Source organism: Mesorhizobium sp. L2C066B000 (genome assembly GCF_000502335.1).
In the GTDB taxonomy this organism is placed as follows: Bacteria; Pseudomonadota; Alphaproteobacteria; order Rhizobiales; family Rhizobiaceae; genus Mesorhizobium.
The window spans coordinates 185966-199902 of record NZ_AYWZ01000016.1 but is presented as its reverse complement, the minus strand read 5'-3'; the positions used below and the strand labels follow the sequence as shown (position 1 = coordinate 199902).

General features: G+C 61.1%; 12 protein-coding genes and 3 pseudogenes. 4 read left to right on the top strand and 11 right to left on the bottom strand.

Features of this window, described 5'->3' with window-relative positions; translation table 11 throughout:
- Positions 1-329, top strand: a 329-nt coding sequence (locus X733_RS140805; RefSeq protein WP_023819828.1) for a tyrosine-type recombinase/integrase, incomplete at its 5' end; no start/stop codon positions are given.
- A gap of 11 nt (positions 330-340) precedes the next feature.
- Here X733_RS140805 and X733_RS1000000169805 read toward each other — a convergent pair.
- Positions 341-466 (bottom strand): annotated as a pseudogene (locus X733_RS1000000169805) (IS256 family transposase); the annotation flags it as partial.
- A 216-nt stretch (positions 467-682) separates the two neighbouring features.
- Between X733_RS1000000169805 and X733_RS140815 the strand changes: the two are divergent.
- Positions 683-1102 (top strand): hypothetical protein, encoded by a 420-nt coding sequence (locus X733_RS140815; RefSeq protein WP_023819825.1) that lies wholly within the window; start codon positions 683-685, stop codon positions 1100-1102.
- 63 nt (positions 1103-1165) lie between these two features.
- Here the strand turns inward: X733_RS140815 and X733_RS140820 are convergent, their stop codons facing one another.
- The 10 genes and pseudogenes from X733_RS140820 to X733_RS140855 form a co-directional block, all read right to left on the bottom strand.
- A complete protein-coding gene (locus X733_RS140820) occupies positions 1166-1684 on the bottom strand; it encodes an RES family NAD+ phosphorylase (RefSeq protein ID WP_023819824.1) in 519 nt (172 codons plus the stop codon).
- Complete coding sequence (locus X733_RS140825) at positions 1681-2070, bottom strand: MbcA/ParS/Xre antitoxin family protein (RefSeq protein ID WP_023819823.1); 390 nt, start codon at positions 2068-2070, stop codon at positions 1681-1683. The genes X733_RS140820 and X733_RS140825 overlap by 4 nt, the downstream gene beginning before the upstream one ends.
- A gap of 183 nt (positions 2071-2253) precedes the next feature.
- Positions 2254-3459 (bottom strand): plasmid replication protein RepC, encoded by a 1206-nt coding sequence (gene repC / locus X733_RS140830; protein WP_023819822.1) that lies wholly within the window; start codon positions 3457-3459, stop codon positions 2254-2256.
- Between the two features lie 232 nt (positions 3460-3691).
- Positions 3692-4690, bottom strand: coding sequence for a plasmid partitioning protein RepB (repB, locus tag X733_RS140835; RefSeq protein ID WP_023819821.1), 999 nt, complete (start codon positions 4688-4690; stop codon positions 3692-3694).
- A complete protein-coding gene (repA, locus tag X733_RS140840) occupies positions 4687-5901 on the bottom strand; it encodes a plasmid partitioning protein RepA (protein ID WP_023819820.1) in 1215 nt (404 codons plus the stop codon). The genes repB and repA overlap by 4 nt, the downstream gene beginning before the upstream one ends.
- 929 nt (positions 5902-6830) lie before the next feature.
- A pseudogene (locus tag X733_RS1000000171540) lies at positions 6831-7531 on the bottom strand (DUF4143 domain-containing protein).
- Between the two features lie 66 nt (positions 7532-7597).
- Entirely contained in the window at positions 7598-7861 is a 264-nt protein-coding gene (locus X733_RS1000000170995) for an ATP-binding protein (RefSeq protein ID WP_023819818.1), read from the bottom strand.
- Positions 7858-8067, bottom strand: a complete 210-nt coding sequence (locus tag X733_RS140850) for a hypothetical protein (RefSeq protein ID WP_023819817.1) — start codon at positions 8065-8067, stop codon at positions 7858-7860. The genes X733_RS1000000170995 and X733_RS140850 overlap by 4 nt, the downstream gene beginning before the upstream one ends.
- A 232-nt stretch (positions 8068-8299) precedes the next feature.
- Positions 8300-9430, bottom strand: a pseudogene (locus tag X733_RS01000000166595) (integrase).
- 7 nt (positions 9431-9437) lie between these two features.
- The gene (locus X733_RS140855; protein WP_023819816.1) at positions 9438-10535 is read right to left on the bottom strand and encodes a hypothetical protein; all 1098 of its coding nucleotides are present in this window, start codon (positions 10533-10535) and stop codon (positions 9438-9440) included.
- Between the two features lie 236 nt (positions 10536-10771).
- On the opposite strand from X733_RS140855, the gene X733_RS140860 reads away from it, so the two are divergent.
- Together X733_RS140860 and X733_RS140870 are read left to right on the top strand one after the other, a co-directional pair.
- A complete protein-coding gene (locus X733_RS140860; protein WP_023819814.1) occupies positions 10772-11902 on the top strand; it encodes an RHE_PE00001 family protein in 1131 nt (376 codons plus the stop codon).
- 265 nt (positions 11903-12167) lie between these two features.
- Positions 12168-13256: a hypothetical protein gene (locus X733_RS140870; RefSeq protein ID WP_031193945.1), complete on the top strand. Its 1089-nt coding sequence runs from the start codon at positions 12168-12170 to the stop codon at positions 13254-13256.
- The last annotated feature ends 681 nt before the right edge of the window (positions 13257-13937 follow it).

Genomic DNA, 13937 nt, shown 5'->3' with positions numbered 1-13937 from the left:
TGGTCCTAAAAGACTGGCTCGAGCGCGCCGGCATCAGCGAGGGCGCCGTGTTTCGCGGCATCGACCGCTGGGGAAATTTGGAGAAGCGGGCCCTCACCCCGCAGGCCGTCAACCTGATCCTGAAACGCCGCGTCGCCGAGGCTGGGCTCGACCCGGCGGCGTTTTCCGCCCATGGCCTGCGCTCCGGCTATCTCACCGAAACCGCCCGCCGGGGCATTCCGCTGCCCGAAGCCATGCAGCAGTCGCAGCATCGTTCCGTGCAGCAGGCTGCCAACTACTACAACGAGGCCGAACGAACGCTCGGAAGGGCAGCAAGACTCATCGTTTAGGAACCTGGACCGCCGGTTGCGGCGCCGACCTCCATCGCTATCCGCCGCTCGGCGGCAAAGCCCATCATCTCGCGCAAAAGATCAGCGTCAGGGGTCTTCACCACGAGCGTGCGGCGGTTCATCATGTCGTCGGTCATCGGTGGCTTCGAATCAGGTTAGTGTGAGCAACCTGACCTTGCCAGCGAACATCGATGCCCCGCTACGCCGCTCGCTACAGCGTTGTTTAGAGCGCGCTCGCGAGCGACTTCGTCACCGCCGGGTACACCATGCGGCGGGGCACGATCGAGAACAGCTCGTGGTACCGACCTCTGATGCGTTGGCTCCACGCCATCTATATGGGACGCCGAACGACAATGCCCGTCAGCTTCAAAGACATACTGTTAGCTTTCGAATTCGTCAGTTCTGGGGGCACGGGAGAACATCAGGCCTTTCTGTGCAAGCAGTCAGGCACGCTCTACTGGCATTCCGAATTCACGGGTGATTTGGACGATTTGCCGGATGATATCGACGACAGCGACAAATACGTCCAAATAGCTGACAAGAAAGAACTCGACCTGGGCAAGCCGCTCGTCCTGGACTTCGCCCGCCAATTTCTGCCTGACAACGTCGGTGACGTTCAAGAAATCTTCAGCAAAAGAGGCGCGTACGCAAGGTTCAAGGATCTGTTGCAGCGAAGGGGTGCACTCGATCGGTGGTACGCTTTCGAAGCGAATGCGGACGAAAGAGCGTTGAGGACATGGTGCGATCACAATTCGATCGAGGTCGGTGACTGACATCGCCCCGAAAGCGTCGCGCGACACCTGCAGCCGAAAACGTCCCTGCCTTTCGCGAATTCTTCATCGCCAGGACAGCTGGTCCTTTGGCAGCCGGCCGCTCGGGTCGAATACAGTTACCTTGTGCGGAAGACGCGGACCCCAGTCCCAAAGCACCAGGTTGCGATCCTCGGTCTCGGCACCGGGAGCAAAACTCGGAACCAGAATACCGGCAATGCCTTGCGGCCGCAGTCGGTCATAGATGGACCATGACGCTGGGCGATTTCCATCGCTGAGAGCCGTCGCCCAGGCGCAGGCCATATCCTCGAGCGTGACGGAGAATTCTCCCCTCGCCTGCTCTGTCGTCAAGTCCGCAATGTCGTCGCAATCGACTTCGTAGGAGCACAGCACGCAAGGGTCGATCCGATGCGCGAAACCCTGGTTGGCTTCCTTGACCGCTGTCATGACGGTCAGCGCCAGATAAAGCGCCGGCACACCCTTGGGATTGAATCGGGCACCCCGGATCGCCGCTCCATCACCGGAAGTCGGCTTGAATGCCCAACGTGGATCGTGCGCCCTGTAGCAGGTTGCGGCAAACCTCAAGCAAAGCCACCAACGGCCATGTGATCGAGATAGTCACGGACCGCAGCGGCCTTTCCATCCTTCACGAGCGCTTCGGCGGTGCGCCCGCCGAATGCCGGAAGCGGCTGGGCTCGATACCAGGCCATCGCCTGTTCCTTGCCGCCCGCCCAATCCGCCACGCGGCTGATGATCTCGAGCATTTCCCGCAGACGTCCCTGTGTCTTTACCGTCCGGCTGCGCTCCGACCGATAGAGGGTCTCGCGAGCAAGACCGGCGGTCTGGGCCAACTGCCCCTTGGACATGCCGAAACCGTCCGCGACCTGCTCGATCGCGATCTTCCCGTTCCGGTCCATATAGGCCAAGACGAGAGGTTCAGTCTGCACGGAAATCTTGAGCGCCTGACTCATAGGATCCACTCTACCATATAAACAGCCACGTTTCTCGTGCAAAAAATATGGCATTTTTCGATAGGTTTCAAACCCGCAATCGCATAGGGCGTTCTTACCGACAAGCGCTGCAGCCACGATCCACGCCCTATCGCGCGGATCAAACCCTGAGCCCTCGCTCGGCAAATCCCGGTACCCACACACTTATCCGGTCATCCGCGCCGTTGCCCCGTTGGCCTTCAGCGCCGCCATCAGCATCGGTCCGACCGAAAACTGCCCCGCCCGCGCCTTTTCGGTCAGCACCCGCAGATAGCCGCCTGCGGAGTTGATGTGCTGTGCCCTTTGCACAATGCAGGCAATCACCATCGCGGCGACCTCCTGGCCCATCACATGGCAGGCTTCCTCATATGCTGACGGCGAAACGCCAAGGTAGCCCCGCACCTGGGCCGCCGTGATCATGAAATCGCGCCAGTTGCCGATCCCGTCGACGGCGTAATCCGAAAATTCCGGGCAGGCCTTCAGCACAAGCCCTAGCGGATAGGTTTTCGGGGGCTGTGCGGTCCTCATCCTTGGCTCGGCCGTCGACCCGCTTTTCTCTAAAGCAGGTTCAAATTCAAAGATAGAGTCGGTATTTGAATTGGATTGCTGCCGCTCGTTTTGGGAGTCATTGCCGCTCGGATTCGTGGATTTCATGTGGACTTCCAGCAACTTATCCACTTCGTCATGCAACGCGGCCAGATCGCCCACGATCGGCTCGAGCTCGACCATGGAAGCTCGGCGCGGAATTGCCTCCACAACGGCGCGGAACCGCCTCCACAGGCCTCCCCAGTTGCCCGGCACGTCTTCCTCTACGGCCGCCTCGACCAACTTCTGGATGTCACGGCGGTGCAAGGTGATCCGCTCGCGCATAAGCCTGAGCGCCCTGTTGCCGGCGCGAACACGCTCCGCCGCCGCCTCGAACTCGTGAGCACGGGCCAGCAGCGGCGCCAGGGAGAAGCCAAATGCTTCCTCGATCTCCCCTTCCCGGCCCTTGCGCGCATAACGCTTGCCGTTCGGGCTGTCCCGACGGATGATCAGCCCGCAGTCCACAAGGGCTGCCAGTTGCCGTCTGACTGTGGGTTCGGGCATCCCATGAGCTCTAAGGGACAGCTGTGCGTTCGAGGGAAACACGATGAGGCCGTTTTCCTCACTCAGCTCGCTGTCAGGATAGAATGAAAGCAGCGCATTCAGGACGGCCAGGGCGCGATCGCCAATGCCGACGATGCTCTTGCCCTCGCAGAGGTCGCGGTAGATCTGCCATTTCTCAACGACCCTGTCCTTGGGGATTTCACGTGAGTCGTTTTGCGCTGCCAGCATGGCAAGCGACATCTGCCGCCGCCCAAAGGGCGTCGTTGCAATACCCGTTTCCATTTCTTCCTTCGCCTTCAATTAGGCAAAAGAAATCTGCTCGCCGAATCGACGCCTAGACTCTTGACAGTGATTCGTGGAAATGCGATTCTCAGTTTGCGACAACATGAGAGAGGCTTCCACGACTAAGGTCGTTTGGGGGCCTTTTTCTTTTGCGGTTTACTCCTGCTTCGATTTTCGGTTTGCCTGCCAGTCGGCATAGAGNGGTCGTTTGGGGGCCTTTTTCTTTTGCGGTTTACTCCTGCTTCGATTTTCGGTTTGCCTGCCAGTCGGCATAGAGATCGTCCAGCCGTTCTGTCAGATATGCGCCGAAGCCCTCATCGGCTTCGGCAGTCTTGAGGGAGAGCGTATAGGCCCTCCCGGTGTCCTTGATCTTTGCCGCAACCTTGCCGCCGTTCGGTTTCCACTCGCTGATGGTCTGCTCTCGCTGCGGCTTCTTCGAAACCTCAGCCAAAACCATCATGAAGCGTTCGTCCGACCCCAAGGCCTCGAATTCGGGGCTGTGGATGACATCTCTAGCGGCTTCCAGCACTTTGGGATCAGTGATCTTTTCGGCAATATCCTTCCACCTGCGGCGGCCCATAGAGGGTGCGGCACCGATGGCTTTGACTAGGCTGCCCGGAATGCCCTTGGCGACGGATAACAGTTTCGACAGTTCCGTCTTGTCAGTGCTTAACGCCTGCATGATCAGATCGCGGCTGAAGCTGTGCGTTTCGAGGCTTAAGGCAAAGACCGCTCTCTCGATGTAAGAGAGATCCTTTCTCGCAGTGTTTTCGATGCCTTGTGCGACGACGAGTTGATTGTCCGTTAAGGGCCTGACAACCGCCCTTACCTTCCGCCTCAGGAGCCTGACAGCACGAAGCCTCCTATGGCCATAGGCAACCTGATATCGTCCTTCGAGATCGGGATGCTGCCTGACGAGGATGGGCACTTCCTGGCCGTTTTCCTCGATCGACCTCACAATATCGTCCGTAGCGGTCACCTCGCCGTCGAGGCGATCACGCACGAATGAGCCGTCAATGAGTTCGGGATCAAGTTCGACAACCCTCTCGCCGGACTTCAAGGCTTCCCGAAGTTCTCTGGCTTCCTGGTCCATGCGGTCGAGGGCAAGTCCCATCGTCCTTACGGGCCCCGCCAGGACACGACCGCCATCCGTCTCTTTGGAAAAGTTGGCCGCGGCCAACTCTCGGGTCGTATCGGCAAATATTCCGTTCAGAACGTCTCGCCTGCTCATGACCGCTCCCATGCCTTTTCGATGCCGCCGAGGATCTCCCCGTTGACTGCATCCAGGGACTCGATCGCCCTATCGAATGTCGAGCGGCGGACTTGTCCTCGTTCGATCTCATAGAGTGTCTGTTTCGTAAGCCCGGCATCGGCGATCGCCGTCGATTTCAGGACTGTCGCCGCCAAAACCTCGTCCCCGAAGAGACTTCTCAGCAGGGCAACGATCTGTGCTTGCGGACCATCGTGCGGCTCATGGCGCGTTATGACATACCGGATGAAATCGTGGTTCAGATCGCCGCCTGCTTTCCGGACGACCGACAGAAGGTCGGAAGTCATCAGCAGAAACTGCGACATTGACGCCACGTCGACCATCTGAGGATGGACGGTGATCAGAAGCGATGTCGCTGCGCAAACCGCACCAAGCGTCAGGTATCCGAGTTGCGGCGGGCAATCGACCACTACAATGTCATAATCGGCTTCCACTTCGGCCAAGGCCATGCCGACACGCCGAAAGAAGATTTCGCTGTTGCTTGTTTTCCGCTGCTCTATCAGAGCCGTCGGGGTTTCGTGCTCGAACTCCATCAGTTCCAAGTTTCCGGGAACGAGGTCGAGGCCAGCGAAGTAGGTTTTTCTGATTATTTCCTTCAGCGGCCGCCGCTTCTCGTCGTAACGGATCGCACCGTAGAGCGTATCGCCTTCCGCTAGATCGAACTCCGGCTGAACACCGAGCATCGACGACAACGAAGCCTGTGGGTCGAGATCAACCGCGAGAACACGATATCCGTGCAAGGCAAGATACTGTGCGAGGTAGATGGATGTCGTTGTCTTTGCACTGCCGCCTTTGAAGTTGGCGACGGCAATCGTCTGGAGCTTTTCGCCTCTCCGCCGCCACGGAAGGTAAGCGAGCGCATCCTTCGGCTTGATAGAAGCCATGTACTGCCGCAACTCATGAATTTGGGCGAGAGAGTACGAACGTCGTCCCGTCTGGGACACCTCGGGCAAAGGGCCTTTGCCATCTATTGAAAGCTGCCGTAGATAGCCGTCTGAAACGCCGACGAGCTGAGCGGCCTCGCCGGAGGTGAACGTCTTCAACATCTTCTGGGAGGACGGCGGGAACAGGCGCTCTCGCAGTAGCTGTAGCTGCATAGACAGCTGACGCGCATGATGAGCAATCCGCGCGTCGGAAGAAATGGCCGTCGATACGTTTTGAGTATGCAACATCGATTTCCCCTTCCGATGCGCTTTTTAGCGATGGATTGCTAAAAAACCGTATCGAACATGGCACGATTCGGGAACCATGCCAACAACCCTTATGATTCAACGGTTTCTGGTGAACGACGGTCGATAGTTGGCCGCGGCCAACTCTTCTTTCGTGCGAATCGACTTCGCCAAATAGTGCCTCTGTCGTGGCCAACCAGCAAAGTTGGCCACGACCAACTTCTCCGTTTTAGATTCACGTGAAGCAAAAAAGAGGAATAAGCCGCTCAATCCTGCACGGCACACCGCGCTCTCTGCACGAACCCGGCCTCCCGAGCTTGCACCATACGTTTACTCCAGTGCGCTGTCGCCGCCTGTCCTGGCCACTACCCTACGCGCTCGAACCTCGACTGCAGCACAGCCGCTGGCCGGGGGACGAGCAGCACGAAAGCGTCGCTGTCGGCCTGTTCGTCCGGGTGTGGCCTATCCATAGGCAGGGCAGTTTTTCGCCGTCGGGTGCCTTGGGATCACGCCGGCTCGGACTCTTCCTGGACCAGCTGTTCGACCCGGAGAGCAGCAATTTCGGTGCGACGGAGGCCTGTCAACGCGAAATCCGTCAGCAAAACGACACGGTCGCGGACGTCGAGATTTGAGCAGGCTACGGCGGCGCGAGCGAGCGGGTCCGTTTTGCAGAAGAGCCTACAGGGAAGCACTTAATAGGCGCCTGCGGGTGCCACTGTGTAGACCGCCCATCCCCCGTTCCGCAGAACCGCGCAAGCTAATGAAAGGAGCCGCTCGACTGGGCGGCGGTGAGGAACCAGCTGCGGCTCGATAACGAGCGTCACTAGATTGCGCTCGCTGACAGCAACCGTTTCGCTTGGCCGGATCCTGACATCGGCCCCCTCACGCAGATGGCGGCTGAAAGGCCGGTGTCACGGCCCCTTTTGCCGAGGTCAAGGGCCGTTTCGCGAGGATAGCCAACGACAAGCCCACACAAAGCACGCCGCGAGGCTTTTCGCTCTGCAGCAGTGAAGGAGGGAGCTTGAGCCTCGCCCTGAGCGGAATGCCAGAACTTCTGCATCATGCTTCGTCAAACAACGCCCTGCCCAGATCCTGGAGGGGCACCGCTTCGATGCCATGCCGGAACGGAAAACGCTCCGATCCTGGAAAGACGACGAAGCGCTGCTCCGGAGCAAGGTCCTCGCAGGCCGGATAGAACCCTTTTCCACCTTTGGCGTCAGGCTACGCTTGATTTCGATGGCCCAGAAGCGCTGGCCCGGCAGCGTTAGTAGCAAGTCAATCTCCGCACCAGCAGCTGTTCGGTAGAAATTGCTTAGGGTGCCGGCGGGGGCGGGGGCAGTGAGGGTTTCGATTACGAACCCATCTAGGAGGCGCCGGCCACCGGATGTCCTAGGACGTCTTCCTGAGTTGCGAGACCAAGCAGCGTATGGGTGATGCCGCTGTCGCGCACATAAACGCGCGGGGATTTGACCAAGCGCTTGCTGACATTAGCGTGCCGCGGCTCCAACCGGCGCACCAACAGATCGACCAGCAGATCAAGATAGGACGCGACAGTTTTACCGTCGACACCGAGCGCGCGCGCGAACTCGGCTGCGTTGAGAAGGCCGGCCTGGTGTGGGCCAGCATGGTCCAGAAGCGGCGGAATGCGGGGACCGAGGAGGGGGATGTCGCGCTCCAGATAGGTCCGGAAATCCTGCCGTCATCGTCGACTGGCGCGGTCGCTAGTGGCCAGAAAGCTGTCTGGAAAGCCGCCCCGCACCCATGGCGACCCAAGAGCTGCGGCGCCGACTTCCAGACCGTCGATCGGACGCATCTCGAGATAGGCGATGCGGCCAGCAAGGCTTTCGCCCGACTGCTTCAGGAGCTCGATCGATGCCGATCCCAGGAGCAAGAAGCGGCCGGCTTTTCGCCCAACGCGGGCGCCGCCGTTTCCATCGTCACAGCAGTGTGTCTCACGGCTCATTCGTCGCCTGCGAGGCCATCAAACGCCTCAAGCAGCGCATCGACGATCGCCTGGCCGAGCGCCTGTGCCGTCGCGCCGATTTGGGCTTCGTTTCCGTTGCGGGCGACGGTGGCGAGTTCCGAACCCTGATCCGTCAGGATCGCATTGGCCCGATCGATCGCCCATTGCGCGAAATCGTCCCGGCTGTCGATGATCCTGGTTTCCATCAATACGCGCCCCGCGTTTACGATTTGTTGAGCCTTGTTGGGCCAAGATCAAGGTGCGCGATGGGTACTGCGTTCGCGCTACAATACGTTTCGTATCCTTGCAACGTCAGGCGCCACGGAGCAAGTTCCCTGGACCCGCGAAGTCAAATTTTGCAGCTCAGCGGCCATGAGCAGCGCAGTGGGATCGTTTTGAGCCGAACAGCGCGGCTAGGACCAGTGAGCCTGAGGCCGGTCAGACGATTAGCCGCGCGGCGCGTCCCAATTGGCGCTCGGCTGTAATAGCGCGATGCCTGTTGCATGGAACGATGCTTTCGACTGCTGCTGGCTTCTAAGGTAGCCGGAGCGCAGGCCGTGCGCAGAAAAGACTTGGGGGTCGAGGCCAGCCTCGGCGACGCGGCGCTTCAGGATCAGGTTGACCGCCTGCGGGGTGAGGGCTCGCTTCTCCACTTCCCCAGCGGTCGATGCCGCGAAACACGGCGCCCTCGCTGATGCCGGCGCGCTCGAGCCAGTCTTTTAGGACCAGCACCGGGCGGCCGACGAGCAGCACAAAAGCGTCGGCGTCGGCCTGTGTCGTCTTGGTGCGGCCAAGCCGGATTTTTAGGCAGGGCAGTTTTGGCCCCTCTGGATCCTTGGGATCGGCCGGCACCGGCTCTTCCTCAACCAGCTGTTCGATCCGCAGAGACGAAATCTCGCTGCGGCGGCGGCCGCCGGAGGCGAAGGCGGTGATGAGGATCGCGCGGTCCCTGACGTCAACGAAACGGTCGCCGGCGCAGGCCTTCAGGAGGGCGGCCAAGATGTCGGCGGTCACCGCCTTCCTGCTCTTGCGGCCGCGCGGGCGGGCGCTGGCGCGTACGGCCAGTTTGATGGCGCCATGCAGCCCCGGCGCGTTGAATTTGCCGCGCAAACCGCGCCATTTGGTCAGCGTCGACCAGCTCGACAACCGCCGGCGCACGGTGGCGGGCGCGTGCGGGCCGTCAACGCGCAACAGTTTGGCCGACTTCAAAGCCGCTGCCACGTCTTCGGGCATGCCGTGCGCCGGATCGGTCTCCCGTTTCGAAAAATCCCAGAGATGATGGGCAACGAATTTGATCAGCAGTGCCTCCGGCGCGGGCCAGGGGAGCGAAAAACCGGTGGCGGCAAGCGACCAGGCTTCGAGGTAGCCGAGGTCCGAGGCCAGCGCCCGCAGCGAATTCTCGCCGATGCCTTCCTTGGCGAGATGGCGCAACGTGGCGACATCGTCGTCGGTGAGGATTTCGGCCAAAAGGTCGCGGCGGTCGAACGGCAGCACCGACTCCAACGCATCGAGCGCTTCGGCGCGTCGCAGTTTCGGGTCGGATGCGGGCTTTGGCAGACGCAGCTGCATGATGCCCTCAAAACAGATATGGTTTGTCGGCCCAGGCGAGCAGCACGGCAGCATCACCATCGGCCAGCCGCACGCGCTTGGCGCGCAGTCCGTCAGCGATGGTGTGGCCGACATCCGGATCGACCCAATGCCCGTGCGTCATCAAAAAAAACCAGGCGAAGGGCAGGCCCATTTCGGCGTCAATCGCCTCGATGCGTTCCATCAGCCGATGCACGGACACGCTCTCGCCGGCGAGCAGCCGCTCGGCCGGCAATTTCAGTGGCCGCGGGACAAAACCGATCTCGCGTTTTTGTTCGCGCCCCTCGAGGTCGTGGATGTCGAACGCCCAGTGGTCAAAGATGCGGTGGCCGCAAGCGCTCGATCGCTCCCAGTCGGAAAAAAAGCGGTTTTCGCGCGGCTCGAAATCGAACCAGTCTGGGTTGGCGACCAGGAACGGTGTGTCCCGCGCGCCGTCCGGACCGACCTCGCGGATAATGCGGGCCTCAAGCTCCGGGCGCTGTGCTTCGCGCTGCTCGCGCTCGATGCGGGCCCGGCGCGCCAAAAAACTGCGCATATGGACGATGCCGCCGCCGGTGCGGCCGCGCAGCCGGTAAACCGGTCCGGCGAGCTGCCGCGCCGCAACCGCGGACTCGCGAGTAACCCAGGTCGGCTCGAACAGATGGTCGGCGCTGGTGGGGCGGTAGTCTGGATCGACCACTGCGCCGGCCAGAACCTCGATCTCGCGGCCGAGTGAGAGCTGGACGAAGTCTGCCACGCCCGGGCCAGTCGGCGCGAAGGCGAAGACGCTGGTGCCGCGCCATTCGGTGAATTTTTCGCCGTCCTGGCGATGCCGGTTCCAGAAGGCGGTGAGGTCGCCGCCGACTTCGGCCAGTGCGCGCTCGACCCACGCGCGATGGCCGCCGAGGCGCGTGCCATCGGCAGCGACGACAGCATGAGGGTTGCGCCAGTAGGGATCGTCGATCCTCGCAACGGTAAAGGCGAAGCCCGGAAAGGCCTTGCTCAGGGCAGGGGCGAGTTCGGCGTCGGCCGACTGCGGCTGCAGAGCTGCGAGCACGGTTTCGACGGAAGCGGGGTCGGGCAGGCGGATGGGGTTTTGCTCGGACATGCCGGATGTGCCTCTCTATCGGCGGGGAAAGGCCGTCCAGAACGCCGGCCGCACGCCGCCGACGGCCGTCATCAGCGGCCGTCATCAGCGCGATGCTGGCTGATTTGAGCGCTCAAATCAATGACTATCGATAAGAGGTCATTATCGATAGTGACTTTTCTCCCTGAAGAAACACGATGTAAGTCCAGTGAGACCCTCACTAGCTTGACCAACGCGAATCAGCCATCATGAAAACAATGGCTTACACGCTCGACAAACTTCCCCTGGAAACCTTGATCGGGCCGGTTGCCCGCGCGACCGAGGTTTTGGTCCGCCTCGACGAGCGGGTCGCCCGTTCGCCGGTCCGCGACGGCTTTGTCGAGCGCCAGCACTTTGCCGACGCGACGTCCGCGCTCTGGCTCGAGGGCGAACTCGTCCACCTCGAGGACCTCGTGCTGCACGACGCCCACATGGACATCCGCACCCCGACCCACGAACTCACCCGGGCGCACGCGGTGCTGCGAACCCGGCGGCGGATTTTTGCGCAAAAACCGGACTGGGCGCTCAGCCGCGACGGTTTGTTGGCGCTGACCGGTCGCGGCGGCGCCATGCCGGCGGCGGGCCAAAAAAGCCGGGACGGGGAGGGGGCTGGAACTGCCTCTGTGGAAGCCGACGATCGCGATGACGCTGAGGCCGATCGTCTGGCCGAAGAATTTGCCGAGATCGATGCCGTCCTGGCGCGCTCGTCGAAGATTCTCAGCGGCGCCGACGTGCCGGTGAAAGCGGCGCGCCCGGACGACCGGCCGGAGCCGCAAAACGGCCTGATCTACGATCTCGACTGGAATGAAGAAGGACGGCTGGCCGAATGGCAGGCTGTGCTCGCCGCCACGCGGGAGTGGCCGTCGGTGCTGCGCGCCACAATCCTGCTCGAAGCCTGGTCGGACATCGAGGTGCTGCAGCATGCCACGTGGCTCGGGCCGCTGCTCGTGGCTGCACTGCTGCGACAGGAAGGACTCGCCGCCCACCATCTCGCTTGCATTCATCTCGGCGCGAAAAACATTCCGCGCGAGCGGAGGCGGGCGCGCAATCGCGGCGATCGGCTGCTTGCCTTGCTCGATGCCATTCACGACGCCGCAGTGGCTGGCCTGAAGGAACACGATCGGCTGGTGCTGGCAAAAAGCCAGATGGAGCGGCGAGTCAAACAACGGCGCGCCAGCTCGAAACTGCCCGACCTGGTCGAGCTGGTACTCTCGCGGCCGCTCGTCTCGACGGGCATCATCCAGGAGCGGCTAAAGGTGACAAAACAGGGGGCGCTCAACCTGATCGGCGAGCTTGGCCTGCGCGAGATGACGGGCAGGGGAAGGTTTCGGGCATGGGGAATCGTGTAAGTGCGCCGAGTCGATACAAACAGGGCCAAATTGGCAATGCAGCGGGCTCCACGTGGCCGCTACGGCACCAAGGTACGGCCGGGGCTCTCAGCGCCGCTCGTGGACGGCCACCGTCAACAACGCCAAGGGCTGCTGGTGGCGTTGCTAGTGCTCGACAAAATCGTGTCCGAGCTGCTCGGATTGCAGCAGCAATCGTGGCGTCGGAGCGCTCTCGTGCGGTCGTTATCCCAGTTTGCGAAGGCGGCAGAGTGCAAGGGAGAACAGTATGACCAGAGGCGATGAAATTGTTGAAGCAGTAGACGCGGCGCTCGAGCGCCTGCGTCGCCTCGGTCATGGTCCTTATGCCAGGGCAGATGTCTCCTCAGTAATAGACCCCATGGGGTCCCGCATCGAAACATTTCTGCGGTCGGTTGCCTTTCCCATGTCGACACGCGCAGACAACTTCTACACGCTGATCGAACTTTTCAAGTCAACGTCGCTTCACCCGGATCGCGTGCCGCAGCTGCATGGCATGCGCGACCTCTACAATCGCTCGAAACACAAACCCCAGGAGCCCCTGCCTCTCGGAGAAGCGATTCAGACTATGCAAAACACCGTCGTCGCATTGAGGGATGTTCGCGCGCTGGGGATCGGGGCTATCGGGACACCGTTCGAACGAGAGTTAAACTATCACCTATGGCTTGCGTTTTGGGACAACTACGCAAATGGCGTCACTGACGCTGCCATCATGCTCCCCAGCGACCATTGGACCTACGTCGGGACGGTCGATACGCTGCATATGGACATTCGTTCATGGGACGCCCTAAAGGCCAATCTACTGGCTCATCCCCGGTTTCGCATGGGGCAAAATCATTTCGAGCCAAAAGTTTGGGAAAGCTTTCATGCCGAAGGCGATTTTCTGAACGCGGGTGTTTGGGACGGCGACTATGGGGAACTGGTTCGACTGGTCGCGCCCTTTGATGATCGCGGCATCGGCGAAAGCATGCTTCCGGGTCTTGCCAGGCACGACAGTTTGATGTCGATCGGCACGGCCCTAATCGTGGCCATGGTGGACATTGTCCGCAGCACGTCGGAGCCAATGTCGAGAGATGAGTTGGCCGAAGCCATCAAGGCCAGGGCAGATTCCGAGTATGCCATGCCCCGGGAAATACGAAGCGTCGCGGAAGCCGCGGCGCAAATTGCCGCTCTGGTCGACACCGTTCCCCTGGATCAGCGCAAGCGTCTGGCGGGGCCGGTTCTTGCCCTTCGACGGGGTCCCAAAGAGCCGACCATGTTGGCTGGGCCGATTTGGGTCGATCTCGACGGGAACGGCGTTGTTTTAGGTTTCAGCGATGGTATCAGCATTAGTGTATGACGCCCGTCGCTCGCACCTAGGCCGAAATCGCAGCTTCCGGCCGATTAGGCCTGACAAGCGATTAGTAGTCGCCCAGTTGTCCGCCGACGTGAAGAGGCAGATCCTCGCTTCAAAGAGCAGCTCGTTGCGCAGGGCGAGACAAGAGAGCGCCATGACTGACAAGCCGGACGTTTCATAAGCCATGCCTCGCCAGCCAAAGGCGAGCTTTGTGCGGCCGCTCGCCGAGGCGCTGCGCAAGCTGTGTCGCGGCTTGGTAAGACAAGTTTCAGTCGAGCTGGGCGATAGCATCTCACAGCAGATCGACCGCGGGATCGCAACCTCGGGGTTTCGCATCGTCGTCGTCAGCCCGGCTTTGATTTCCGGAACGTCACCGAGAAAGAGATGTCGGACTTCAGCCCCTCTCTCGCCGACAAGCTCGCCGTGGGTACGAGCCAGGTCGACGCTATGGAGGCGGCCATCCGGATCCTGCGGGCCGTGCGTCCCGACCTCTATTCCTCCCATCCTCGAGCCGAGCTCGAGGATGTAGGTGTCCGCATTGCGGGGCAGCTCTCTCGACCCGCAAAGAGCCCTAGTTCGAAGACTATTAGATTGTGCTTCTATCCGGCCAACTGCGTGGCGGTGAAGGCTTCGCCGCCACGGCGCGCCCGCAAACCCAAGTGGCCAAGAAGCTTCGTATCGACG